Source organism: Inquilinus limosus (assembly GCF_002195995.1).
In the GTDB taxonomy this organism is placed as follows: Bacteria; Pseudomonadota; Alphaproteobacteria; order DSM-16000; family Inquilinaceae; genus Inquilinus; species Inquilinus limosus_C.
The window spans coordinates 1-22,966 of sequence record NZ_NHON01000023.1; the positions used below are offsets into that span (position 1 = coordinate 1).

Genomic DNA, 22,966 nt, shown 5'->3' on the forward strand with positions numbered 1-22,966 from the left:
CCCCTCACCCTCCCGCCGCCAACGCGGCGGGCCCCTCCCTCTCCCCGAGGAGAGGGAAACAAGGTCGGCGCTCCTTCACCTCTCCCCCGGGGAGAGGTCGAAATCGCGCAGCGATTTCGGGTGAGGGGGACGGCACCGCCTTTGCCGGGCTGCACGCGAAGGGCCATATCTATGGGGATCAACCAGGGAGATCCCCCGTGCAGCCCGACCTGTTCGGCCCGCCGCCGCTCGCCGGCCTGTCGACCGTCGCGGACATGGTCACGCCGGAGGAGGAAGGGCGGCTGACCGCGGCGATCGACGCCGCGGAGCTGTCGCCGTTCCGCTACCAGGGCTGGGAGGGCCGGCGCCTGACCGCCACCTTCGGCTGGCGCTATGATTTCGAGAACGGCAGCTTCCGGCCGGCCGAGCCGATCCCGGGCTGGCTGCTGCCGCTGCGGGAGAAGGCGGCTCGCTTCGCCGGGCTGGGACCCTCCGACCTCGCCCAGGCGCTCCTGATCCGCTACGACCCCGGCGCCGGCATCGGCTGGCACAAGGACCGGCCGGTGTTCGAGCATGTCGTCGGCGTGTCGCTCGGCGCCGCCGCGATCCTGCGCTTCCGCCGCCGCCGGGCGGAGGGCGGCTTCGACCGCCGGTCGGTGCCGCTGGCGTCGCGCTCCGCCTACCACCTCTCCGGCGAGGCGCGGCATGGCTGGGAGCATTCGATCCCGGAGATGGAGGCGACGCGCTGGTCGGTGACCTTTCGCAGCCTCTCCGGCCGGGGCAAGGGGCGGAGCTGACCACAGCACCGGCGTGCAAGACCGGCTCCGGGGCGCCCGCTAGCCTCGCGGCATGGACACCTCCCTTGCCGATCCGGGGCTGTGGCGCCCGCTGGCCGCGCTGTTCCTGGCCGCCGCCGTGGTCATGGGCAGCCCCGGCCCGTCGACCATCAGCCTCACCGCGGTCGGCGCCTCCTTCGGCATCCGCCGGTCGCTGCCCTATGCCGTCGGGCTGATCGCCGGCACCATCGCCGTGCTGCTGGCGGTGGCGGCCGGGCTGGTTGCCCTGGTCACCGCGATCCCGCACGGGCTCCTGGTGCTGGGCGTGCTGTCGGCCATCTACATCCTCTTTCTCGCCTGGAAGATCGCCACCGCCCCGCCGCTCGGCGGGCGGGACGCGGCGGCGCGGGCGCCCGGCGTCGCCGGCGGGTTCGGGCTGGCGGTCGCCAACCCCAAGGCCTATTTCGCCATCGCCGCGATCTTCGCCGGCACCACCGTGATCGCCGGCGACAGCGGCCTGGACGCCGCGGTGAAGATCGCGCTGCTCAGCCTGATGATCGTGCTGATCCACCTGGCCTGGCTGCTGGCCGGCGTTTCGCTGTCGCGCTGGCTGCGCGATCCGGTCGTCGCGCGGATCATCAACTTGGCCATGGCCGCGGCGCTGGTGGCCGTGACGGCGGCCGAATTCCTCTAGCGGCGCGGATCCAAGAGGTCTCGCAGCCCGTCGCCGAACAGGTTGAAGCCCAGCACCGAGAAGGTGATGGCGAGGCCGGGGAACAGCGACAGCCAGATGTTGACGCCCAGGAAGTTGCGGCCGTCGCTCATCATCGCGCCCCATTCCGGCGTCGGCGGCTGGGCGCCGAGGCCGAGGAAGGACAGGCTGGCGGCGGTCAGCACCACCGTGCCGGCGGTCAGCGTCGCCTGCACGATGATCGGCCCCAGCGCGTTGCGCAGGATGTGCTGGAACAGGATGCGCCACAGGCCCGCGCCCAGCGCCCGCGCCGCCTCGGTGTACTCGACCTGCTTCAGCGCCAGCGCCAGGTTGCGCGACAGCCGGCCATAGACCGGGATCGAGAACACGGCAATGCCGATCATCAGGTTGACCAGGCTGGTGCCGAGGATGCTGACGATCAGGATCGACAGCACGATGCCCGGGAAGGCGAACAGGATGTCCATGAACCAGATCACGATCTGGTCGACCTTGCCGCCGGAATAGCCGGCCAGCAGGCCCAGCGGGATGCCGGCGGCGAGCGCGATGCCGACGCCCAGCACGATCTCCAGGAGCGACAGCCGGGCGCCGTAGACGATGCGCGAGAACAGGTCGCGGCCATACTGGTCGGTGCCGAACAGGTGCTCGGCCGAAGGCGGGCGCAGCGCCGTCGCCAGCGACTGCTGGGTCGGGTCGTGGGTCGCGATCAGCGGCGCCAGCAGGCCGGCCAGCACCAGCAGCAGCACCATGGCGCCGCCGATCGTCAGGTTCTTGTGCCGGCGCAGGATGCGGCCCAGCCGCTTCGCCCGGGACGGGGCGGCCGGAAGGTCGTCGCTGTCGGCGATGCTGGTCATGGTCCTAGTCGAAGCGGATGCGGGGGTTGATGGCGGCGATCAGCAGGTCGGCCAGGAAGTTCACCACCACCACGGCGGTGACGGTCAGCAGGGTGACGCCCTGGATGATCGGATAGTCGCGATAGCGCACGGAATCGACCAGCAGCCGGCCGATGCCGGGCCAGTTGAACACGGATTCGGTGACCACGGCGCCGCCCAGCAGGCCGCCGAAATTCAGCCCGACGATGGTGACGATCGGGATCAGCGCGTTGCGCAGCGCGTGCTTGCGGTAGATGACGCGCGGCCCCAGCCCCTTGGCGCGGGCGGTGCGGATATAGTCCTGGCCGATCACCTCCAGCATGCTCGACCGGGTCATGCGGGCGATCAGCGCGGCGGGCAGCAGGCCCAGCGCGATCGACGGCATGACGTAGTTCTGCCAGCCGCCGGCGCCCAGCAGCGGCAGCCATTTCAGCTGCACCGCGAACAGGTTCATCATCATCAGCGCCAGCCAGAAATTGGCGACCGAGGCGCCGCCGATGGCGGCGATCATCACCGCCTGGTCCGGCCAATGGTTGCGGTAGACCGCGGCCAGCATGCCGGCGGCCACCCCGACCAGGATGGCGATGGCGTAGCTGACCACCGCCAGCCACAGCGTGTTCGGGAAGCGCTCGGCGATCTCGTCGATCACCGGCTTCTTCGACTTGATCGACTCTCCGAAATCGCCCTGCGCGGCCTGGCTCAGGAACAGCCCGTACTGCACCAGGAAGGGCTGGTCGAGGCCGAGGCGGGTGCGCATGCCGTCGACCGCGTCCTGGGTCGCCTGCGGCCCGGCCATGATCCGCGCCGGATCGCCCGGCAGCATCCGCACGGCGCCGAAGATCAGGAACGAGACGCCGAGCAGGATCAGCGGCAGCGCCACCAGCTTGCGGGTGAGATAGGCCTTCATGCGGCGGACGCCTCGAACAGAGCGCGTCGCCTCTCCCGCCTGGCGGGAGAGGTCGGGCGTCCGCAGGACGACCGGGTGAGGGTTGGCCCGGGCCTCGACAAACTCCCCTCACCCGGAGCCGCTTCGCGTCTCCGACCTCTCCCGCAAGCGGGAGAGGCAACGCGAAAAGCTTCGGTGGTTTTGAACGTCGTCGACATCAAGCCTTCGTCGCGCGTTCCGGGACGATCTCGCCGCCGGGCTGCAGCCAGGCGCCCTTCACCTCGGCGCGGGCGGCGGCGAGGTCGTTCGGGTAGTACAGCAGCACATGCGCCGCATCCTGGACGATGATGCGCTGCGCCTTGGCGTAGAGGGTCTTGCGCTCGGCGTCGTCGGTCGACGACCCGGCCTTGTCCAGGATGCCGTCCAGCTCGGCATTGCTGTAGAAGCCGAGATTGGCGCCCTTCGGCGACCAGCTGTCGGTGTAGTACAGCGGCTTCAACTGCAGATCGGCATCGAAGGTGCCGGTGGACCAGGAGGCGATGACGCTGTGCACGCCCTGGGCCGCCTTCTCCTCCGGCTTGCCGAAGGCGGCGGCGGTCCACACGCCGCTCTCCATCCGCTGGATCGTCAGGGTGATGCCGGCCTGGGCCCACATGCCCTGCAGGATCTCGGCGATGCTCGCCTCCGGCTCCTGCACCGCGACGGTGATGGTGATGCCGTCGGCATGGCCGGCCTCGGCCAGCAGGGCCTTGGCCTTGGCGATGTCGAATTTGTAGCCCTCGACCGTCTTGTCATAGCCGAACACGGCGGGCGACAGCGGCGAGTTCGCCGGCAGGCCGAAGCCGTAGAGCAGGTTGCTGACCAGCCCGGCCTGGTCGGTGGCGAAATTCAGTGCCTGGCGGACGCGGACATCGTCCAGCGGCGCCAGCTTGCAGTTCAGCGCCACCCAGAACACCGAGGTCGGGTTGCCCTCGATCAGCGCCAGCTCCGGGTTGGCCTTGATCGGCGCGGCGAAGACCGGCGGCAGCGGCACGACGATGTCGGCATCGCCCGTCTGCACGGCCATGTTCATGACCGCCGCTTCCTGGGTCCAGATCCACTTCAAATTCCTGGTCGGGGCCTTCTCGCCCCAATAATCGGCATTGGCCTCCTCCAGCACATACTCGCCCGACTTGTACTCGGTCAGCTTGTACGGGCCGGTGCCCACCGCGGCGCGGCCCAGCGTGCCGGCCTTGTCGGCCTTCGGGCTGACGATCGAGGCCGAGGCCTGGGCCAGCAGCTTGAGGAAGGCGGGGTAGGGGCGCTTCAGGGTGAAGCGGATGGTGTCCGCGCCGGTGGCCTCGACCTTGCCCACCACGGCGCGGAAGCGGCCGCTGGCGGCCAGGCCGCGCTTCTCGTCAAGGTGCCGGGCGAAGCTGGCGATCACCGCGTCGGCGTCGCAGGGCTCGCCGTCATGGAACTTGACGCCCTGGCGCAGGGTGAAGGTCCAGGTGGTGCCGGTGGCGTCGCCCTCCCACTTCGTGGCCAGGACGGGCACCAGCTCCATCTTCTCGTTGTAGCCGGTCAGGCCCTCATACATCGGCTCCAGCAGGGCCGAGGTGTAGGTCGCGGTCTGGTCCGCGGGATCCATGCTGCGCGGCGCCTCGCTCTGCATGATCACGATCTGCGAAGCGTCGGCGGCCATCACGCCGTGGCCGCGCAGCAGCGCCGCCAGCCCGAACGATCCGCCCAGGGCCAGCGCGCCGCGCCGGTCAATCACAAATGCCATCTCGTCCCCCGTTGGTTGAATCGGTCCGGATGCCCGCCGACTTTGTTAGATTGATGAAGCCTTCGGCTTGATTAAATTCAATTTCTAAACTAACTGTCAAGTCGAACGCACCGGAAACCGAGGCGAATGGCCAACCCCTCCAAACGCTCGCTGCTGCAGGCCGTGGCCGATCACGGGCCGCTGAGCCGGTCCGAGCTCGCGGTCCTGGCCGGGCTCAGCAAGGCGGCGATCACGGGGCTCAGCCGCGAGCTGATCCAGGACGGCGCGCTGGAGGAGAGCGAGACGGCCCCGTCGCGCCAGGGCCGGCCGTCGATCCTGCTGCGGCTGAACCCGACCCATGGCTATTTCATCGGCGCCTCGATCGTGGAGGAGCCGGTGACGCTGGTGCTGGCCGATCTGCAGGGCGCGGTGCTGGGCCAGCGCACGGCGCCCTGGTCGAACGATCCCCAGGCGATCGCCGTGGCCATCCGCGAGGCGATCCCGCATCTGCTGGGCGAAGCCGGCGTGTCGGCCGAAAGGCTGCGCGGTATCGGCGTTGCCCTGTCCGGCCTGGTCAACCACGGCCAGGACCGCTGCCTGCACTCCACCAATCTCGGCTGGATCGACCTGCCGGTGGCGGCGGTGGTGGAGCAGGCGACCGGTGTGCCGACCTTCCTGGAGAACGACGCCAACGCCGTCGCCACCGGCGAGCGGCTGTACGGGCTGGCGCGCGACTACCGCACCTTCACCACCGTCACCTTCGGCGACAGCATCGGCTGTGCCCATTACGTCGACGGGGCGCTGTATCGCGGCCACGGCGGCGGCGCCGGCGAGATCGCGCATTGCACGATCGAGCCGGGCGGGCTGCCCTGCCGCTGCGGCAAGCGCGGCTGCCTCGACACCGTGGCGCCGCGCCAGGCGATCCTGGCCCAGGCGCGGGCAAGGGGCCTCGACGCGTCGACGATGGCGGAGATCGAGGCGTTGGCGGCGCAGGGCCATGCCGACGCCATCGCCATCCTGCACCGGGCCGGCGCGGCGCTGGGCCTGGCCATCGCCCATGTGATCCAGGTCAACGACCCGGAATTCGTGCTGATCGTCGATGTCGAGGGCGCCATGGGCCCGCTGTTCCGCACCGTCACACGGCAGGCGATCGAGGCGAACGTGCTGCCGCGCCTCGCCGCCTCGACCACCATCCGCTTCCACGAGGCGACCCGCGACCTGTGGGCCCGCGGCGCCGCCAGCATCGCCGCCCAGAAGTTCCTGACCCGCGCCGAAGAAGGCTGAAGACATGGCATCTCCCCCGCGCATTGCCGTCGGCGGCATCCACACCGAATGCAGCACCTACAGCCCGGTCCTGGCGACCGAGACGGATTTCCGCGTGCTGCGCGGCGACGCCCTGACCGCCGACCCGTCCTTCGCCATGCTGCGCGACTACGACGCCACCTTCCTGCCGACGCTGCATGCCCGCGCCATCCCCGGCGGCCCGGTCGCCCGCGCCACCTATGAGGCGTTCAAGGCGGAGTTCCTGGAGCGGCTGACGGCGCTCGGCCCGATCGACGGCCTCTACCTCGCCATGCACGGCGCGATGAATGTCGAGGGCATGGAGGATGCGGAGGGCGACTGGATCACCGCCGCCCGCGCCGCGGTGGGGCCGGACTGCCCGATCAGCGCCAGCTACGACCTGCACGGCAATGTCAGCCAGCGCATCATCGACGCGCTCGACATGTTCTCGACCTACCGCACCGCGCCGCATATCGATGTGGAGGAGACCAAGCGCCGCGCCGTCAGCATGCTGATGCAGCGGCTGACCGCGGGCGTGACGCCGCTGCTGCTGTGGGTGCCGGTGCCGGTGCTGTGGCCGGGCGAGCGCACCAGCACGGTGGACGAGCCGGCGAAGTCGCTCTACGCGCAGCTGCCGGCGGTCGACGCCGTCGACGGCATCCTCGATGCCTCGATGATGGTCGGTTATGTCTGGGCCGATGAGCCGCGGGCGACCGCCGCGATCATCATGACGGGCACCGATCCGGTGGCGATGGAGCGCGAGGGCACGCGCCTGGCCCGGGCCTATTGGGATGCGCGCGACGACTTCGTCTTCGGCAGCCGCACCGGCACCGTCGACGAGTGCGTGGAGTGGGCCGTCGGCTCGGCCACGCGGCCGGTGATCCTGGCCGATTCCGGCGACAACCCGACCGGTGGCGGCGTCGGCGACCGCGCCGACCTGCTGCGGGCGCTGCTGGCGCGGGATGCGCAGGACGTGCTGATCGCCGGCATCACCGACCGACCGGCCACCGAGGCCTGCTTTGCCGCCGGCGCCGGCGCCCGGCTGCGCCTGAGCATCGGCGCGACGCTCGATACCCAAGGAAGCCAGCCGGTCGAGGCGGAGGCCGAGGTGCTGGTGCTCGATCCGGGCGTCGATGTCGCCGACCGTCAGGCCTTGGTCCGTATCAGCGGCATCTGCGTCGTCCTGACCGCCCGGCGCCGGCCGTTCCACACCATCGCCGACTTCACCCGGCTGGGCGCGCACCCGGCCGAGGTGTCGATCCTGGTGGTCAAGTCCGGCTACCTGTCGCCGGAGCTGGCGCCGATCGCCAACCCGAACCTGATGGCGCTGTCGCCCGGCGTGGTCGACCAGGATGTCGAGCACCTGCCGCGCCACCGCACCACCCGCCCGACCTTCCCCTTCGACCGCGGTTTCGACTGGCAGCCCCGGCCGGTCTGGTCCGCCCGGTCGCTCAAGGCCCTCGGCCGATGACCCTCGCAGCGAAAGTCCCGTCCATGACCACCCCCCTGATCGAGATCTGCGTCGAAGGCCTGGACGGGTTCCTGGCGGCCCAGGAGGGCGGGGCCGACCGGGTCGAGCTCTGCGCCAGCCTGATCGAGGGCGGGCTGACCCCCAGCATCGGCACCATACTGGAGGTGAAGGCCCGCGCCCGCATCCCGTTCCACGTCATCATCCGGCCGCGCGGCGGCGACTTCCTGTACAGCGACACCGAATTCGCCAGCATGCTGGCCGATGTGAAGGCGCTGCGGGAGCTCGGCGTGCCCGGCATCGTCATCGGCTGCCTGACCGCCGACGGCCGGATCGACGAGGACCGCACGGCACGGCTGGTGCAGGCGGCGCGGCCGATGAAGGTCACCTGCCACCGCGCCTTCGACATGACCCGCGACGCGGAGGAGGCGCTGGAGGCGCTGATCCGCTGCGGCGTCGACCGGGTGCTGACCTCGGGCCAGCGGCCGGACGCCATGGCCGGCCTGGCCATCCTGAAGCGGTCGGTGGAGCAGGCGGGCGACCGCATCGTCATCATGGGCTGCGGCGACCTGGACGAGGCCAATATCGCCGAGGTGCGGCGCGCCACCGGGCTGCAGGAGATGCACTTCGCTGCCCTGCGGCAGGAGCCGAGCGGCATGGTCTTCCGCAACGCCGATGTCGGCATGGGCGGCACCGATCTGGAGCGCGAATACACCAACACGGTCACCGATCCGGACCGGGTGCGGGCGACCATCCGCGCCGCGCGCGCCTGATGGCGGGAGCCGCCGACATCCTGCTCTCGGTGACGGATCTGAAGACCGTCTTCGACACCGATGACGGCCCGATCCGCTCGGTCGACGGCGTCACCTTCCATATCGGCCGCGGCGAGACCCTGGCGCTGGTCGGCGAATCCGGCTCGGGCAAAAGCGTCACCAGCCTGTCGCTGATGCGCCTGATCCCGACCCCGCCGGGCCGCATCGCCGGCGGCGAGATGCTGTTCACCGGCCGCGACGGCCGGCCGCGCGACCTGGCCAGGCTGTCGGAGGCCGAGATGCGCGGCATCCGCGGCAACGACATCGCCATGGTGTTCCAGGAGCCGATGACGTCGCTGAACCCGGTCTATCCGGTCGGCGACCAGATCGCCGAGGCGGTGGCGCTGCATCAGGGGCTGGGCCGCCGCCAGGCGATGGAGACGGCGGCACAGATGCTGGAGCTGGTCGGCATCCCGGCCGCGCGCCGGCGGCTGAAGGATTATCCGCACCAGATGTCCGGCGGCATGCGCCAGCGGGTGATGATCGCCATGGCGCTGTGCTGCCGCCCGGCGCTGCTGATCGCCGACGAGCCGACCACCGCTCTGGACGTCACCATCCAGGCCCAGATCCTGGATCTGATGCGCCGGCTGCAGGCCGAGATCGGCATGTCGATCCTGTTCATCACCCACAATCTCGGCGTGGTGGCCGAGATGGCAGACCGCGTGGCGGTGATGTATGGCGGAAGGGTGGTGGAGGAGGGCGGCGTGGTCGAGATCTTCAAATCGCCGCGCCACCCCTACACCATCGGCCTCCTGAACAGCGTGCCGCGCACCGACTACGCGGCGGTCGACCGCGGCGAGGCGCGGCGGCTGGAGGCGATCCCCGGCAACGTGCCGAGCCCGAAGAAGCTGCCGCCCGGCTGCGCCTTCGCGCCGCGCTGCCGCCACGCCGTCGACGCCTGCGCCGCCGCGGTGCCGCCGCTGACCGACACCGGCGGCGGGCACATGTCGCGCTGCATCCGCTGGAGCGAGCTGGCATGAGCATGGTGAGGAAACGCAGGACCGGGAACCCCGTCTATCCCAACACCGTCATGGCGAGGAGCGAAGCGACGTGGCCATCCAGGGGCCGTTGCGAGCTGCCCTGGATGGCCACGCCCCTGCGGGGCTCGCCATGACGAGGTTGGGAACGGTCGAGGACCGGGCCGGTCCCGCGGACCGCCGCAGCGCCATCGCCCTGCCGGCGCCGGGCGAGACCCTGCTCGAGGTCGAGGGGCTGCGCACCTGGTTCCCGGTCGGCGGCGGGCTGTTCGGCAAGAAGGGGCAGCATGTCCGCGCGGTCGAGGACGTGTCCTTCTCGCTGAAGCGCGGCGAGGTGGTCGGGCTGGTCGGCGAATCCGGCTCCGGCAAGACCACGGCCGGCCGGTCGGTGCTGCGGCTGACCGAGCCGACGGCCGGGTCGGTGCGCTTCGCCGGCACCGACATCCTCAAGCTGTCTCGCGCGGCCTTCCAGGCCTATCGGCGCGAGATGCAGATCGTCTTCCAGGACCCCTACGCCAGCCTGAATCCGCGCATGACGGTGGGCGAGATCGTCGGCGAGGCGCTGACCATCCACGGCTTGGCGCGGGGCCGGCAGCGGCCGGAGCGGATCGCCGAGCTGCTGCGCCGGGTGGGGCTGCGGCCGGATGCGATCACCCGCTACCCGCATGAGTTCTCGGGCGGCCAGCGCCAGCGCATCGGCATCGCCCGGGCCCTGGCGGTGGAGCCCAGCTTCATCGTGGCGGACGAGCCGGTCTCGGCGCTCGACGTGTCGATCCAGGCCCAGGTGGTGAACCTGATCCAGGACCTGCAGCGCGATCTGGGCCTGACCGTGCTGTTCATCGCCCACGACCTGTCGGTGGTCGAGTATCTCTGCGACCGCGTGATCGTGATGTATCTCGGCCGGATCATGGAGTCGGCGCCGGCCCGGTCGCTCTACACCGCGCCGCGCCACCCCTACACCCGGGCGCTGCTCTCCGCCGCGCCGGTGCCGGACCCGACGGTGCGGCGCGAGCGCGTCCTGCTGCAGGGCGACATCCCCAGCCCGATCAGCCCGCCCAGCGGCTGCGTCTTCCGCACCCGCTGCCCGCATGCTCTGCCGGAGTGCGCGACCGCGGTGCCGCCGCTGCGCGAGGTCGCGCCGGGGCATGTGAAGGCGTGCATCCGGGACGATCTGTAGCCGAGCCATACCCGGCACCGTCATTCACCGGAACAAGCTTTTATAGTCCCCCCTCCCCTTGCGGGAGGGGGGTAGGGGGAGGGGTCTGCGCGCGTCCGCGCGCGAATGCGTAGGATCGTACCGGTCAGAGTAGGCCGGTGCTCGCCGCGGGAACCCCCTCCCCCTAACCCCCTCCCGCGAGGGGAGGGGGGACTCAAAGGGAGCGGTTCCGGCCCGACCGTCGATCAGCCCTGCGCCTGGCTCCAGGGGCCGTGGTGCTGGCCCTCGGCGTCGATGCGGCCGAAGCCGTGGGCGCCGAAGAAGTCGCGCTGGCCCTGGGTCAGGTCGGCGGTCGAGCGCGGCTGGCGCAGCGCCAGCCAGCGCGAGGTCGCGGCCGACAGGGCCGGCACCGCATGGCCGTGGCGGAAGGCCTCGGCCACCACCTCGGTCAGCGCGCCGGCGGCGCCCTCGAACAGCGGCGTCAGGCCCGGCGCCAGCACCAGCGTCTCCAGGTCCTGCGTCTCGTCATAGGCCGAGGCGATGCGGTCCAGCAGGGTCGAGCGGATGATGCAGCCGGCGCGCCAGATCCGCGCCACCTCGGCCAGCGGCAGCTTCCAGCCATATTCGCGCGACGCCGCCGACATGATGGCGAAGCCCTCGGTGTAGGCCAGGATCTTGCCGGCCAGGAGAGCCTTCTCCAGCAGCTCGATCGCCGCCTCGCGGTTGCCGGCCAGGGTCAGCTTCTGGGCCGCGCCGGGGAAGCGCTCGGACAGGGTCTTGCGCAGGGCGCGCTCTGCCGAGACGCCGCGCGCCTCCACCGCCGCGGTGATCGAGGAGGCGGGGGCGCCCAGCGCCAGCGCCTCGATCGCCGACCAGCGGCCGGTGCCCTTCTGGCCGGCGCTGTCGACGATGACGTCGACCAGCGGCTTGCCGGTCTTGGGATCGGTGGTCTTCAGCACGGTGGCGGTGATGTCGACGAGGTAGGAGGACAGCGGGCCCTTCGACCAGCGCTCGAACACGTCGCCGATCTCGGTGGGCGTCAGCCCCAGGCCGCGGCGCATCAGGCCGTAGACCTCGCCGATCATCTGCATGTCGGCATATTCGATGCCGTTGTGGATGGTCTTGACGAAGTGGCCGGCGCCGTCGGTGCCCAAGAGGGCGCAGCACGGCGTGCCCTCGAACTTGGCGGCGATCGCCGTGAAGATCTTGTCGACCCGGCCATAAACCTCGGGCTTGCCGCCGACCATGATCGACGGGCCGTGGCGGGCCCCTTCCTCGCCGCCCGACACGCCGACGCCGAGGAAGGCCAGGCCGGCCTTGTCCAGCGCGCCTTCGCGCCGCACCGTGTCGTGGAAGTTCGCGTTGCCGGCATCGATCAGGGCGTCGCCCTTCTCCAAGAGCGGCTGCAGCCGGGCGATGGTCTCGTCGACGGCGGTGCCGGCCTGCACCATCAGCAGGATGGCGCGGGGCTTGCGCACCGCCGCCACCAACTCCTCCGGCGTGCGGCAGGGCACCAGGCGGTCGGCCAGCGGGCCGGCCAGGGCCATCGCCTCGTCGGTCCTCTCCTGGCTGCGGTTGTACAGCGCCACCCGGAAGCCCTTCTCCGCCATGTTGAAGGCGAGGTTCCGGCCCATGACGGCCAAGCCGACGACTGCGATGTCCGCGTCGCTCATCTGATGCCTCTTCTCTGTCCGCTGATGACCAGACGGCCGATCGATGAGGCTATCGATAGTCAACCGCCGCTGCCTTGTCCATGGCGGCGGCCGGGTTGTCAGACAAGATGGCGCTTCAGCGCCGCCACCACGTCGTCACGGGCCTCGCGGGCCCGGGACAGCAGGCGCGTCTGGGCCAGGAAGCCGTGCGGCATGTCGGGATAGACCTTGAGGCTGTGCGTCGCGCCGATCCGGCTCAGCCGTTGGTCCAGGGCCAGCGTGTCGTCCAGCAGCGGGTCGAGCGCGGCGGCGAGCAGCAGCAGCGGCGGCAGGCCGCCCAGATCGGCGGTCAGCGGCGCCGCCTGCGGGTCGTCGCGCAGCGCCGGGTCGCGCAGATACTGGGTCCAGAACCACTCCAGCTTGGCGGTCGACAGGCCGTAGCGCCCGTCGCCGAAATCGCGATGCGACGGCGTGTCGTGGTTCGCCGACAGCATGCCGTAGACCAGGGCGCCGAAGGACGGCAGCGTCTCGCCAAGGTCGCGCAGCCGCAGCAGCGTGGCCAGGGCCAGGTTGCCGCCGGCGGAATCGCCGCCGATGCCGATCCGCCCGGCATCGATGCCCAGCGTGGCCGCATTGGCGCGCAGCCACTGCACCACGCCCACGGCCTGGTCGCGCGCGGTCGGGAATTTGTGCTCGGGCGCCAGGGCATAGTCCAGGCCGACCACCACCACCCGAGCGTCGCGCGCGACCTCGCGCTTCCAGCGGTCCAGCGAGTCGATGCCGCCCAGCGCGAAGCCGCCGCCATGGGCGTGCAGATAGGCCGGCAGCGGGCCGGACGCGCCGTCCGGATAGTACACCCGCACCCGCACCGGCACCGGCAGCTCGGCCAGCACATGCTCCTCGACCCGGGCCAGCGGCGGCGCGTCCTGGTTCAGGAAGGCCTGCAGCGTCGCCGCATGGCCGCGGGCGACGACGATGGGCGTCGCCAGCACGTCGGCCTGGACGATGCCGCTCTCGCGCAGCAGCGCCTGGCCGGCGAGGAATTCGGGGGCAAGGCCCGGCGGGGTCAGGGCGTCCGGCATAGGAGAACCTCGGTCGTCAGCGGGGCAGGGGCAGCCGGATGGCGGCCCGCACCCGGTCCAGCAGGCGCGGCGCCGCCGGCCGGGTGCGGCGCGGCGGCTCGCAGCGTTCCTCGGGCCCCTCGGGCAACCGGCTCTCCAGTGTGTGGATCAGCCAACCGATCGTGTCCATGGGCCCTCCGGTGCTCGGGATGTCAGAAGGTCTCCACCCAGGGCCGCAGCTCGATCTCCCAGCTCCAGGCGTTGCGCGGCTGGCGCAGCAGGTCGACATAGCTCTGGGCGATGGCGTCGGGGTCCAGGGTGCTGTCCGGCTTGGCCGGCGGGTCCTCGCGCCCGGCCTCGCGGATCTGGCCGTCGATCACGACATGGGCGATATGGATGCCCTGCGGCGCCAGCTCGCGCGCCATGCTCTGGGCCAGGCCGCGCAGCGCGAACTTGCCCATGGCGAAGGGGGCCGAGCGGGCATAGCCCTTGACGCTGGCCGAGGCGCCGGTGAACAGGATGGCGCCGCGCTTCTTCGGCAGCATCCGCCGCGCCGCCTGCTGGCCGACCAGGAAGCCGCCGAAGGCCGTGACCGCCAGCACCCGCTGCACCTCGGCCGGGTTCAAATCGGCCAGCGGGCCGCGCAGCCGGCCGCTGGCGTTGTAGACCACCACATCCGGGTCGCCGCCGAAGCGCTGCTGCACGGCGTCGAACAGCCCGGCCACCGCCTGGGCGTCCGATGCGTCGGCGGCAAAGCCGGCGGCGCCGGTCTCCTCCAGCAGCGGCCTCAGCTTGTCGGTGTCGCGCGCGGCGACGGCGACGCGCATACCCTGGCGGCTGAGCAGCCGGGTCAGCGAGGCGCTGAGCCCGCTGCCGGTGCCGACGATCAGGGCTGTCTTGTAGCTCTCGCGGCTCATGGCTGTCCTCAGGACCGGGATGGCTGCGCCGGGTTCGGCTCCACCCCTGTCCTATCATGTCGTCGGCGACTTCCCCAGCCGCAAGACGGGATCTCAGGCGGGCGGGCGGATCGCGCCATAGGCGCCGCGCCAGTACAGCAGCGGATCCGTGCCGGGGGCACCTCCGGTGCCGCCGGCGCCATGCAGCGCCTGCACCCGGCCGATCAGGATGTCGTGGGAGTGGCGCTGGATCCGCTCCTCCAGCGTGCAGTCGAAGGCGACCAGCGCGTCGGCCAGGATCGGCGCGCCGCTGGCCAGCCGGATCCAGCGGGCGCCGGCGAAGCGGGCCTCGCCCTTCTCGCCGTTGCGGCCGGCGAAGCGGTCGGCGATCGGGTGCTGCGACGCCGCCAGCACGTTGATGCCGAAATGGGCGTGCCGGACCAGCAGCGGCCAGGCCGAGGCCGAGCGGTTGACGCAGACCAGCACGGTCGGCGGGTCGGCCGATAGCGACACCACCGAGGTGGCGGTCAGGCCGTTGCGCTCCGCCCCCAGCCCGGCGGTGACGATGCTGACCGCCCCCGCCAGGTGGCGCATGGCGCCGCGGAAGGCGTCGTCGGTCACCGGCGGGTGGCGTTCTTCCAGGGGCTCCAGCCCGGCCGCAGCCAAGGCGAGCAGGGTGTCGAGGCTCATTTCTTCGCCAGCTCCGCCAGCACCGGGTCGTTGAACGAGCGGTCCAGCACGGTGTTCGCGTCCAGCTGCGTCTGGATCAGCCCGGCGCGGAAATAGAGGTCGATGGTCTTCTGCTCGTCCGCCACCACGGTGTCGTCGATCGCCACCGGCCGCACGGCCTGGCGCGACAGGTATTGCAGCGCCACCTCCTGCGGCAGGCCGACCAGCTTGCTCCAGATCCCGGCATAGGCCGGATAGTTGGTGGTGCCCCAGCTTCGCGCCTTCGCCAGCCGGCCGACGAAATCCTGCAGCGCCGCGCGCTTGGCCTCGATCGCATCCGGCCGGGCGACCAGGAAGCTCAAGCCCGGCGTGATGCCGACGCCGGTGACCACACGCCGCGCGCCCTCCTGCAGTTCCAGCTGCGAGGTGTAGGGCTCCCAGGTCGACCAGCCGTCGATGGCGCCGCTGGACAGGGCGGCCTTGGCCTCGGCCGGCAGCAGGAAGACGATGGTCACCGCGTCCGGTTTCAGCCCGGCATTCTCCAGCGCCGCCAGGATCAGCTGGTGGCCGATCGAGCCGCGGCCGGTGCCGACGGTCTTGCCGGCCAGGTCCTGCAGGCCCTGTACCGGCGAGTCCTTGGGCACGACGATGGCCAGCCCGTCCTGCTTCGACCGGATCGCGGCGATCGCCTTGACCGGCACCCCGGCCGCGGCGGCGAAGGTGAAGGGCGCGTCGCCGACGCTGCCGGCATCGATGGCGTCGGCGTTCAGTGCCTCCAGCAGCGGCGCGGCGGCCGGGAACTCGCTCCATTCCACCCGGTAGGGCAGGTCGGACAGCACGCCCGCCGCCTCCATCACCGACCGGGCATTGCCCTTCTGGTCGCCGACCCGCAGCACGGTCTCGGCGTTGGCCGTGCCGGTGATCGCCAGGGCCAGGACGAGCCCGGCCAGGATGCGCTTCATGACAGGAACTCCCATCTCATTCGGCACCGAGCCACCCCCTCACCCTCCCGTCGCCAACGCGACGGGCCCCTCCCTCTCCCCAAGGAGAGGGGAACAGGAGCTGCGGCCCCTTTACCTCTCCCCAGGGGAGAGGTCGAAATCGCGCAGCGATTTCGGGTGAGGGGGTGGCTCCGGCCCATCCGATGTCTCACTCCGCCGCCGTCGCGCTGGCGCGGACCCGGTCGGCGACCAGCTTGCGGGTCAGCGGGATCAGTTCGCGGCCATAGTCGATGGCGTCGTCCAGCGGGTCGAAGCCGCGGATCAGGAAGGTGGTGACGCCGAGGTCGTAATAGTCCAGCAGCGCGTCGGCCACCTGCTCCGGCGTGCCGACCAGCGCGGTCGAGTTGCCCTTGGCGCCGGTCAGGGCGGCGATGCCGGTCCACAGCCGCTTGTCCAGCCGAGGGCCCTGCGCGGCCGCCTCCAGCAGGCGCAGCGACCCGGAATTGGCGGGGTCGGCGGTGCGCTTGTAGCCGGTCCTGTCCTGCACCGCGCGCGCCTGCTCCAGGATCGCATCGGCGCGGGCCCAGGCCTTCTCCTCGGTGTCGGCCAGGATCGGCCGCAGCGACAGGCTGAAGCGCAGCTGCCGGCTGTGCTTCGCGGCGGAAGCGCGCACCCGGCCGGTCAGCTCGCGCACCTGGGCGTGGGTCTCGCCCCACAGCGCGTAGATGTCGGCATGCTTGCCGGCCACCTGGATCGCCGCGTCGGAGGCGCCGCCGAAATAGATCGGGATGTGCGGCGGCCGCACCGACCGGACGGTCGAGAAGCCGCGCTCGAACCGGTAATGCGCCCCCTCATGGTCGAAGGGCGCGTCGCTGGTCCAGATCTTCCGCAGGATGCCGAGATATTCGTCGGTGCGGGCGTAGCGCTCGTCCTTGGTCAGGAAGTCGCCGTCCTGGCGCAGCTCGGCATCGTCGCCGCCGGTGATGATGTGCACGGCGACGCGGCCGCCGGTCAGCTGGTCCAGCGTCGCGAATTGCCGCGCCGCCAGGGTCGGGGCGGTGAAGCCGGGCCGGTGCGCGATCATCAGCCCCAGCTTTTCGGTCACCGTGGCGGCATGGCCGGCGACCAGGATGCTTTCCGGCGAGGTCGAGTGGAAGGCGACCAGGGCGCGGTCGAAGCCGGCGGCCTCATGCGCCCGGGCCACGGTCTCGATATAGGGCACGTCGATCACCGGCCCGCTGGCGGGGCGGGTCTCGGAGAAGTCGCGGGTGCCGATGAAACCGATGAATTCGACGCTCATGGCGAAATCCTCGAAGCGATGTCAGAGGCCGAGGGCCAGGCGGCCGGCGGCGAGGCGGATGGAATCGTCCTGCGGCGTGTGGATGCGGGCGCACAGCACGTCGCGGTAATGCCGCTCCAGCGGGTTGGCCCGGGCCAGGCCGGGATTGCCGGTCAGCCGCACCGCGGCCTCGACCGCGGCGATGGCGTTGCCGGTGACGGTCAGCTTGACGATGCCGCTCTCATTGGGGGAGGGCGGGCGGCCGTCATCGACGTCGCGGGCGGCGCTGGCCAGGAGGCGGGCATTGACCGCCAGCCTCGCCTCGATCTCGCCGACCGCGTCCTGCATTCGCGGCAGGGTGGCCAGCGGCGCGCCGAGATTGGCCGGGGCGCGGGTCTTCAGGAACCCGACGAACCAGTCGCGGGCGGCGCGGGCGATGCCGTCATAGAGGGCGCCGATCAGCACCGCGCCCCAGGCCGACTTCACCGGCTCCGGCACGCGCCAGGCCTCGGGCGGGCGCAGGTCGACCGCGTGGTCCAGCGGCACCGGCACGTCGTCCAGGATCACGTCATGGCTGTTGGTGGCGCGCATGCCGAGCTGGTCCCAGCTCTCGACCACGCGGATGCCGGGCGACTTCGCGGGCACCAGGATCGTCCCGACGCGCGGCTCGGCCTCGTCGGTCACGGCCCAGACCGCGAGCCAGGACAGGATCGGGATGCCGGTGGCGAAGATCTTGTGGCCGGAAACGCGCCAGCCCTCCGGCGTGTGCCGCGCCACCGTCGCCGGCACGCCGCCGCGGGCCGGCGTGCCCAGCTCCGGCTCGACCCTCAGGGCGTTGATCAGCGACACGCCGGCGGCGGCCTCACGGCCCAGCCGCTCCGCCAGGGGCGCCGGCCAGCCGCGCTCCTCCATCGAGGCGTGCTGCAGATACTGCATCGACAGCACCAGGGCGGTGGACGGCTCGCCCCGGGCGATGCCGCCGATCACCGCGGCGGCGTCCCGCAGCCCGCCGCCGAGGCCGCCGAAGCGCCGCGGCGTCACCAGGGCCAGCAGACCTGCCTCGGCCAGCCGGTCGAAATTGGCGAAGGGGAAGGCGCCGTTGCGGTCATGCTCCGCCGCCGTCCGGGAAAACTCCCCGGCCAGGGCGGCCACCGTGTCCGCCAGGGTCGGCGGCGCATCGATGCTGCGCAATTGGTCCGGCCGGGCCATCGCCTCAGGCTCCGGCCGGGGCAGCAACCGGATGGCCGGCGGGCACGGGCCGCCCGGCGGGACGATGGGCAACCGGCGCCGCCTCGCCCTCGAACTCGTCGACGCCGAGATCGGCCAGCAGCCGGGCGCGCAGCCGGACGAAGCCGGGGTCGCCGTGGCGGCGCGGGCGGTCCAGCGCGATCGGGATGTCGGTGGCGATGCGGCCGTCGGCCAGCACCAGCACCCGGTCGGCCAGCAGCAGCGCCTCGTCGACATCGTGGGTGACCAGCAGCACCGCCGGGCGATGCGCCTGCCACAGCGACCCGACCAGCCCCTGCATCTTCATCCGGGTCAGGGCGTCCAGCGCGGCGAAAGGCTCGTCCAGCAGCAGCAGGCGCGGCTCGCGCACCAGGGCTCGGGCCAGGGCGGTGCGCGAGGCCTCGCCGCCCGACAAGGTCAGCGGCCAGGCGTCGATCCGGTGCGACAGCCCGACCTCCTGCAGCGCCGCGACGGCACGGTCGCGCGCGCCGGCCCCGGGCAGCCCCAGCGCGACGTTGCGCCAGACGCTCTTCCACGGCAGCAGCCGCGGCTCCTGGAACACCACGGTGCGCTCCGACGGCACCGTCACGGTGCCGGAAGGGGCGGGATCCAGCCCGGCCAGGGTGCGCAGCAGCGTCGACTTGCCGGAGCCGCTGCGGCCCAAGAGGGCGACGAAGGCGCCGTCGGCGATGTCGAGGTCGAGATGGTCGAGGATGTTGGGGCCGCCGAAGGATCGGGTCAGGCCGCGGATACGGACGATATCCGGGCGGTCCTGCGGGGCGGCGTCGGCGATCTGGCGGGCGACGGAGAGGGGCACGGGGCGCATCCTTTGCGAAGCTCAGGCCTTGACGAAGCTGGGGCGCCAGCGCAGCACGCTGCGCTCGATCGCGCGGACGAGCTGGTCGGCGCCGAGGCCGAGCAGGGCGTAGACGATCAGGCCGACGAAGATGATGTCGGTGCGCAGGAAGTCGCGCGCCGTCATCACCAGGTAGCCGATGCCGCTGGAGGCGTTGATCTGCTCGCCGATCACCAGGCTGAGCCAGGCGGAGCCGAGCGAGTAGCGCAGGCCGACGAGGGCGGAGGGCAGGGCGCCGGGCAGGATCACCTGGCGGATCAGCTCGCGCTGCGACAGGCCGAAGACGCTGGCGGCCTCGACCAGCTTGGCGTCGACGCCGCGGATGCCGGCGAACAGCGTCAGATAGATCGGGAAGGCCGAGCCGAGCGCGACCAGCGCGATCTTCGGCGTCTCGCCGATGCCGAACCACAGGATGAACAGCGGCACCAGCGCCAGGAACGGCATGGTTCGCAGCATCTGCATGATAGCGTCGACCAGGTCCTCGCCGCGCTTCGACAGCCCGGCGACCAGCGCCAGGGCGGCGCCGGTGGTGACGCCGATGGCCAGGCCGGCGCTGACCCGGCCGAGCGAGACCAGCAGGTGCTGCAGCAGCTCGCCCGAGGCCAGCAGCGTCCAGAAGGTGACGATGATGGTGGCGGGCGAGGCGATCGACCGCGGCGGGATCAGCCCGGCGGAGGAGCCGGCCTGCCACAGCAGCACGATCACCAGCGGCGGGATGAAGCGGCGGAACCGCTCGATCCGGGCCGTGAAGCCGCCGGCAGGCTGGGTCAGCGAGAGGGTGGCCAAGGCGATGTCCTGTTGCCGGATGCGAAAGGGTGACGGCGGGCGCCGCTGAGTTGTAGATAATGACCCACCATATGCGTCAGTCAATGTGATTCTGAATTAAATACCATATAATATATGTATAATATGTAATGGGCTGATCTGGCTAGATTTTATTCCGAACTCTCGATGCCGGGACAGTGGTTCGGATCGGTGTCACACAATAGCGATGCCGGATGATTGCACAGGAGTAATTTGTTTTGACGTTGCTTTGGCCGGTATGACAATGGGCTTTTCCGATCCGCCGCAGCCCCGCCGATCGAACGGGATCGGCTTTGGAGTCGCCATGACCAGTCTCGACGGCCGCGTGGCCGAGCACGACATCGATGCCCTGTTCCTGCGGCGCTGGTCGCCGCGCGCCTTCACCGAGGAGGCGATCCCGGAGGCGGAGCTGCTGCGCTTCTTCGAGGCGGCACGCTGGGCGCCCTCGGCGTATAATTCGCAGCCCTGGCACTTCATCTATGCCCGCCGCGGCAGCGAGCGCTGGCCGGTCTTCCTCGACATCCTGAACGAATGGAACCGCGGCTGGGCGCAGCATGCGGCGGCGCTGGTGATCGTCGCGTCGAAGACCAAGTTTGACCAGCCCGGCAAGGGCGAGACCCAGCTTCTTACCCACTCCTTCGACGCCGGCGCCGCCTGGTCGAATTTCGCGCTGCAGGCCCTGCTGTCCGGCTGGCACACCCACGGCATGTCCGGCTTCGACCGTGACAAGGCGCGGGAGCATCTGGGCCTGCCGCCGGACTACGCCGCCGACGCCGCCATCGCCATCGGCCGGCTCGGCGACAAGGCGACGCTGCCGGAGAAGCTGCAGGAGCGCGAAGTGCCCAGCGGCCGCAAGCCCCTCGGCAGCATCGTGTCGGAGGGTGCGTTCCGGGCGGGGTAGGAAACGCCCCCGCCGTCATTGCGAGGAGGCGCAGCCGACGAATCCATCCAGGGGCCGCTCGCTGTGGCCCCTGGATGGATTCGCTGCGCTCGCAATGACGGAGAGATGTTGGTTCGAGTCAAAATAACAAAAGTAGAAAGCAAAAAATTAAGTTTGACTCAATAAGTTTTGTATATTCTCATAATCCACATCGAATCCCGGCATCGCCGCATCGCACGCTCACCGCAAGGAGCGCCCGTGCCCTTCCTCCTGTCGCGCCGCTCGCTTCTGGCCGGCGGCGCCGGCCTCCTGGCGCTGGCGCCCGGCCTTTCCCAGGCCAAGGCCGGCGTCACCCTGCGCGCCGCCAAGTACAAGGGCCGCGAGGACAACCTGCTGCGCGCCGCCGGGCAGATCGGCACGCCCTACACGCTGACCTTCGGCGAATTCGCTTCCGGCAACGTCATCGTCGAGGCGATGAATGCCGGCGCCATCGATGTCGGGTCGATGAGCGAGATCCCGCCGGTCTTCGCCGCCGCCTCCGGCGCCCGGATCAAGGCGGTGGCGATCATCGCCGACGACGTCAACAACCAGGTCGTCCTGGTGCCGAAGGACAGCCCGATCCGCACGCCGGCCGACCTCGCCGGCAAGCGCGTCGGCTATGTCCGCGCCACCACCACCCAGTACTACCTGGCGCGGATCCTGAAGACGGCCGGCCTGTCCTTCGCCGACATCACCGGCGTGCCCCTGACCCCGGCCGATGGCCGTGCCGCCTTCGACCAGGGCGCGATCGACGCCTGGGCGATCTACGGCTACTCCGTGCCGATCACCATCGCCGCCTCCGGCGCCCGGGTGCTGGTCACCGCCAATGGCTATCTCTCGGGCAACTACATCTACGCGGCGCGGGCCGAGGCGCTGGACGACCCGCAGCTGTCGGCCGCGATCGGCGACTATCTGCTGCGCATCAAGCGGGCCTGGGCCTGGCAGCAGGCCCATCTCGAGGACTGGGCGACGATCTTCAGCGACGCCATCGGCGTGCCGCGCGACATCGTGCTGGGCCAACTGCGCAACGCCAGCCAGCCCAACGACCTGAAGCCGGTGACCGACGACGCCGTCGCCTCGGTCCAGGCCGTCGCCGACACCTTCAGCGAGCTCGGGCTGGTGCCCGGCCCGATCGACGTCGCCCCCCTGTTCGACCGCCGCTACGGCGACCTGCTGGCCAAGAGCGCCTGACTCCCCCGCGAGGACCGACCCCATGAGCCAAGCCACCGTCGCCACCCGGGCCCGGGACTTCTTCACCCTGCCGCAGCACAATTCGCTGGAGGCGGAGCGGCTGCACCGCAAGCAGCGCCTGGCGGCGGCCTTCCGCATCTTCGCCCGCCGCGGCTTCGACCAGGGCCTGGCGGGCCACATCACCGCGCGCGACCCTGAGCTGACCGACCATTTCTGGGTCAATCCGCTGGGCAAGCATTTCGGCCAGATCCGCGTCTCCGACCTGCAACTGGTGAACGAGCATGGCGAGATCGTCGAGGGCAGTCAGCCGATCAACGAGGCTGCCTTCGTCATCCATGCCGCGATCCACAAGGCGCGGCCGGACGTGATCGCCGCCGCCCACACCCATTCGACCTACGGCAAGGCCTGGTCGACGCTGGGCCGGCTCCTGGACCCGATCACCCAGGATTCCTGCACCTTCTACGGCGACCACGGGCTTTATGGCGAGTTCCACGGCGTGGTGCTGGAGGCGGAGGAGGGCCAGCGCATCGTCGGGGCGCTGGGCGACAGGAAGGCCGTGATCCTGCAGAATCACGGCTTCCTCACCGCCGGCCCGTCGGTCGAGGCGGCGGTGTGGTGGTACATCGCCATGGACAACGCCGCCCACGCCCAGTTGCTGGCCGAGGCCGCGGGCACGCCGATCGTGCTGGACCATGAGACGGCGAAGTTCACTTACGACCGGATCGGCGGCCCGACCGGCGGCGCCCTCAGCTTCAAGCCGCTGTGGGACTGGATCGTCGCGGCCGAGCCGGACCTGCTGGATTGATGC

23 protein-coding genes are annotated in these 22,966 nt (G+C 71.0%); 10 read left to right on the top strand and 13 right to left on the bottom strand.

The genetic code is table 11. The features are described from left to right. Positions 1–197 precede the first annotated feature (197 nt). Both BWR60_RS14055 and BWR60_RS14060 read left to right on the top strand, forming a co-directional pair. Positions 198–776, top strand: a complete 579-nt coding sequence (locus BWR60_RS14055; protein ID WP_218823488.1) for an alpha-ketoglutarate-dependent dioxygenase AlkB — start codon at positions 198–200, stop codon at positions 774–776. Positions 777–828: 52 nt separating this feature from the next. After that, positions 829–1,449: a LysE family translocator gene (locus tag BWR60_RS14060; protein WP_088151657.1), complete on the top strand. Its 621-nt coding sequence runs from the start codon at positions 829–831 to the stop codon at positions 1,447–1,449. Here the strand turns inward: BWR60_RS14060 and BWR60_RS14065 are convergent. The 3 genes from BWR60_RS14065 to BWR60_RS14075 all read right to left on the bottom strand — a co-directional run bounded on the left by BWR60_RS14065 (position 1,446) and on the right by BWR60_RS14075 (position 4,990). After that, positions 1,446–2,318 (bottom strand): ABC transporter permease, encoded by an 873-nt coding sequence (locus BWR60_RS14065; protein WP_088151658.1) that lies wholly within the window; start codon positions 2,316–2,318, stop codon positions 1,446–1,448. The genes BWR60_RS14060 and BWR60_RS14065 overlap by 4 nt on opposite strands. Before the next feature lie 4 nt (positions 2,319–2,322). Continuing rightward, positions 2,323–3,243, bottom strand: coding sequence for an ABC transporter permease (locus BWR60_RS14070; protein ID WP_088151659.1), 921 nt, complete (start codon positions 3,241–3,243; stop codon positions 2,323–2,325). Positions 3,244–3,439: 196 nt separating this feature from the next. Beyond that, complete coding sequence (locus tag BWR60_RS14075) at positions 3,440–4,990, bottom strand: ABC transporter substrate-binding protein (RefSeq protein WP_088151660.1); 1,551 nt, start codon at positions 4,988–4,990, stop codon at positions 3,440–3,442. Positions 4,991–5,116: 126 nt separating this feature from the next. Here BWR60_RS14075 and BWR60_RS14080 point away from each other — a divergent pair, with 126 nt between their 5' ends. The 5 genes from BWR60_RS14080 (at position 5,117) to BWR60_RS14100 (ending at position 10,684) form a co-directional block, all read left to right on the top strand. Continuing rightward, positions 5,117–6,253: an ROK family transcriptional regulator gene (locus tag BWR60_RS14080; RefSeq protein WP_088151661.1), complete on the top strand. Its 1,137-nt coding sequence runs from the start codon at positions 5,117–5,119 to the stop codon at positions 6,251–6,253. A gap of 4 nt (positions 6,254–6,257) precedes the next feature. Next, positions 6,258–7,721, top strand: a complete 1,464-nt coding sequence (locus BWR60_RS14085) for a M81 family metallopeptidase (protein WP_088151662.1) — start codon at positions 6,258–6,260, stop codon at positions 7,719–7,721. Between the two features lie 23 nt (positions 7,722–7,744). Continuing rightward, on the top strand, positions 7,745–8,491 hold the full coding sequence (locus BWR60_RS14090; RefSeq protein ID WP_218823489.1) for a copper homeostasis protein CutC: 747 nt from the start codon (positions 7,745–7,747) through the stop codon (positions 8,489–8,491). Continuing rightward, on the top strand, positions 8,491–9,510 hold the full coding sequence (locus tag BWR60_RS14095; RefSeq protein WP_088151664.1) for an ABC transporter ATP-binding protein: 1,020 nt from the start codon (positions 8,491–8,493) through the stop codon (positions 9,508–9,510). Before BWR60_RS14090 ends, BWR60_RS14095 begins: the two co-directional genes overlap by 1 nt. 130 nt (positions 9,511–9,640) lie before the next feature. Then, positions 9,641–10,684: an ABC transporter ATP-binding protein gene (locus BWR60_RS14100; RefSeq protein ID WP_088151665.1), complete on the top strand. Its 1,044-nt coding sequence runs from the start codon at positions 9,641–9,643 to the stop codon at positions 10,682–10,684. Positions 10,685–10,908: 224 nt separating this feature from the next. Here the strand turns inward: BWR60_RS14100 and gndA are convergent, their stop codons facing one another. From gndA to BWR60_RS14145, 10 genes are all read right to left on the bottom strand, one after another. After that, a complete protein-coding gene (gene gndA / locus BWR60_RS14105) occupies positions 10,909–12,336 on the bottom strand; it encodes an NADP-dependent phosphogluconate dehydrogenase (RefSeq protein ID WP_088151666.1) in 1,428 nt (475 codons plus the stop codon). A 98-nt stretch (positions 12,337–12,434) separates the two neighbouring features. Next, the gene (locus BWR60_RS14110; RefSeq protein WP_088151667.1) at positions 12,435–13,397 is read right to left on the bottom strand and encodes an alpha/beta hydrolase fold domain-containing protein; all 963 of its coding nucleotides are present in this window, start codon (positions 13,395–13,397) and stop codon (positions 12,435–12,437) included. Between the two features lie 16 nt (positions 13,398–13,413). Next, positions 13,414–13,566: a hypothetical protein gene (locus BWR60_RS37045; RefSeq protein WP_179221767.1), complete on the bottom strand. Its 153-nt coding sequence runs from the start codon at positions 13,564–13,566 to the stop codon at positions 13,414–13,416. A gap of 22 nt (positions 13,567–13,588) precedes the next feature. Continuing rightward, a complete protein-coding gene (locus tag BWR60_RS14115; protein ID WP_088151668.1) occupies positions 13,589–14,293 on the bottom strand; it encodes an SDR family NAD(P)-dependent oxidoreductase in 705 nt (234 codons plus the stop codon). 93 nt (positions 14,294–14,386) lie between these two features. Then, complete coding sequence (locus BWR60_RS14120; protein ID WP_088151669.1) at positions 14,387–14,962, bottom strand: flavin reductase family protein; 576 nt, start codon at positions 14,960–14,962, stop codon at positions 14,387–14,389. Next, a complete protein-coding gene (locus BWR60_RS14125) occupies positions 14,959–15,903 on the bottom strand; it encodes an ABC transporter substrate-binding protein (RefSeq protein ID WP_088151670.1) in 945 nt (314 codons plus the stop codon). Before BWR60_RS14125 ends, BWR60_RS14120 begins: the two co-directional genes overlap by 4 nt. Before the next feature lie 187 nt (positions 15,904–16,090). Continuing rightward, positions 16,091–17,182 (bottom strand): LLM class flavin-dependent oxidoreductase, encoded by a 1,092-nt coding sequence (locus BWR60_RS14130; protein WP_088151671.1) that lies wholly within the window; start codon positions 17,180–17,182, stop codon positions 16,091–16,093. 21 nt (positions 17,183–17,203) lie between these two features. Next, a complete protein-coding gene (locus tag BWR60_RS14135) occupies positions 17,204–18,370 on the bottom strand; it encodes an acyl-CoA dehydrogenase family protein (RefSeq protein ID WP_088151725.1) in 1,167 nt (388 codons plus the stop codon). A 4-nt stretch (positions 18,371–18,374) separates the two neighbouring features. After that, the gene (locus tag BWR60_RS14140; protein ID WP_088151672.1) at positions 18,375–19,214 is read right to left on the bottom strand and encodes an ABC transporter ATP-binding protein; all 840 of its coding nucleotides are present in this window, start codon (positions 19,212–19,214) and stop codon (positions 18,375–18,377) included. Positions 19,215–19,226: 12 nt separating this feature from the next. Next, the gene (locus BWR60_RS14145) at positions 19,227–20,030 is read right to left on the bottom strand and encodes an ABC transporter permease subunit (protein WP_179221768.1); all 804 of its coding nucleotides are present in this window, start codon (positions 20,028–20,030) and stop codon (positions 19,227–19,229) included. Positions 20,031–20,352: 322 nt separating this feature from the next. Here BWR60_RS14145 and BWR60_RS14150 point away from each other — a divergent pair, with 322 nt between their 5' ends. From BWR60_RS14150 to BWR60_RS14160, 3 genes are all read left to right on the top strand, one after another. Beyond that, entirely contained in the window at positions 20,353–20,949 is a 597-nt protein-coding gene (locus tag BWR60_RS14150; protein WP_088151673.1) for a nitroreductase family protein, read from the top strand. Between the two features lie 237 nt (positions 20,950–21,186). Further along, the gene (locus tag BWR60_RS14155) at positions 21,187–22,158 is read left to right on the top strand and encodes an ABC transporter substrate-binding protein (RefSeq protein ID WP_088151674.1); all 972 of its coding nucleotides are present in this window, start codon (positions 21,187–21,189) and stop codon (positions 22,156–22,158) included. 22 nt (positions 22,159–22,180) lie between these two features. Beyond that, a complete protein-coding gene (locus BWR60_RS14160; RefSeq protein ID WP_088151675.1) occupies positions 22,181–22,963 on the top strand; it encodes a class II aldolase/adducin family protein in 783 nt (260 codons plus the stop codon). Positions 22,964–22,966: the final 3 nt, after the last annotated feature.

What these genes read in the sequence shown, in the direction of transcription:
- BWR60_RS14115 (WP_088151668.1), bottom strand. Translation starts at nt 14,293, where the DNA reads ATGAGCCGCGAGAGCTACAAGACAGCCCTGATCGTCGGCACCGGCAGC.
- BWR60_RS14085 (WP_088151662.1), top strand. Translation starts at nt 6,258, where the DNA reads ATGGCATCTCCCCCGCGCATTGCCGTCGGCGGCATCCACACCGAATGC.
- BWR60_RS14160 (WP_088151675.1), top strand. Translation starts at nt 22,181, where the DNA reads ATGAGCCAAGCCACCGTCGCCACCCGGGCCCGGGACTTCTTCACCCTG.
- BWR60_RS14075 (WP_088151660.1), bottom strand. Translation starts at nt 4,990, where the DNA reads ATGGCATTTGTGATTGACCGGCGCGGCGCGCTGGCCCTGGGCGGATCG.
- BWR60_RS14110 (WP_088151667.1), bottom strand. Translation starts at nt 13,397, where the DNA reads ATGCCGGACGCCCTGACCCCGCCGGGCCTTGCCCCCGAATTCCTCGCC.
- BWR60_RS14080 (WP_088151661.1), top strand. Translation starts at nt 5,117, where the DNA reads ATGGCCAACCCCTCCAAACGCTCGCTGCTGCAGGCCGTGGCCGATCAC.
- BWR60_RS14060 (WP_088151657.1), top strand. Translation starts at nt 829, where the DNA reads ATGGACACCTCCCTTGCCGATCCGGGGCTGTGGCGCCCGCTGGCCGCG.
- BWR60_RS14070 (WP_088151659.1), bottom strand. Translation starts at nt 3,243, where the DNA reads ATGAAGGCCTATCTCACCCGCAAGCTGGTGGCGCTGCCGCTGATCCTG.
- gndA (WP_088151666.1), bottom strand. Translation starts at nt 12,336, where the DNA reads ATGAGCGACGCGGACATCGCAGTCGTCGGCTTGGCCGTCATGGGCCGG.
- BWR60_RS14100 (WP_088151665.1), top strand. Translation starts at nt 9,641, where the DNA reads ATGACGAGGTTGGGAACGGTCGAGGACCGGGCCGGTCCCGCGGACCGC.
- BWR60_RS14120 (WP_088151669.1), bottom strand. Translation starts at nt 14,962, where the DNA reads ATGAGCCTCGACACCCTGCTCGCCTTGGCTGCGGCCGGGCTGGAGCCC.
- BWR60_RS14130 (WP_088151671.1), bottom strand. Translation starts at nt 17,182, where the DNA reads ATGAGCGTCGAATTCATCGGTTTCATCGGCACCCGCGACTTCTCCGAG.
- BWR60_RS14150 (WP_088151673.1), top strand. Translation starts at nt 20,353, where the DNA reads ATGACCAGTCTCGACGGCCGCGTGGCCGAGCACGACATCGATGCCCTG.
- BWR60_RS14135 (WP_088151725.1), bottom strand. Translation starts at nt 18,370, where the DNA reads ATGGCCCGGCCGGACCAATTGCGCAGCATCGATGCGCCGCCGACCCTG.
- BWR60_RS14065 (WP_088151658.1), bottom strand. Translation starts at nt 2,318, where the DNA reads ATGACCAGCATCGCCGACAGCGACGACCTTCCGGCCGCCCCGTCCCGG.
- BWR60_RS14140 (WP_088151672.1), bottom strand. Translation starts at nt 19,214, where the DNA reads ATGCGCCCCGTGCCCCTCTCCGTCGCCCGCCAGATCGCCGACGCCGCC.
- BWR60_RS14125 (WP_088151670.1), bottom strand. Translation starts at nt 15,903, where the DNA reads ATGAAGCGCATCCTGGCCGGGCTCGTCCTGGCCCTGGCGATCACCGGC.
- BWR60_RS14090 (WP_218823489.1), top strand. Translation starts at nt 7,745, where the DNA reads ATGACCACCCCCCTGATCGAGATCTGCGTCGAAGGCCTGGACGGGTTC.
- BWR60_RS14095 (WP_088151664.1), top strand. Translation starts at nt 8,491, where the DNA reads ATGGCGGGAGCCGCCGACATCCTGCTCTCGGTGACGGATCTGAAGACC.
- BWR60_RS37045 (WP_179221767.1), bottom strand. Translation starts at nt 13,566, where the DNA reads ATGGACACGATCGGTTGGCTGATCCACACACTGGAGAGCCGGTTGCCC.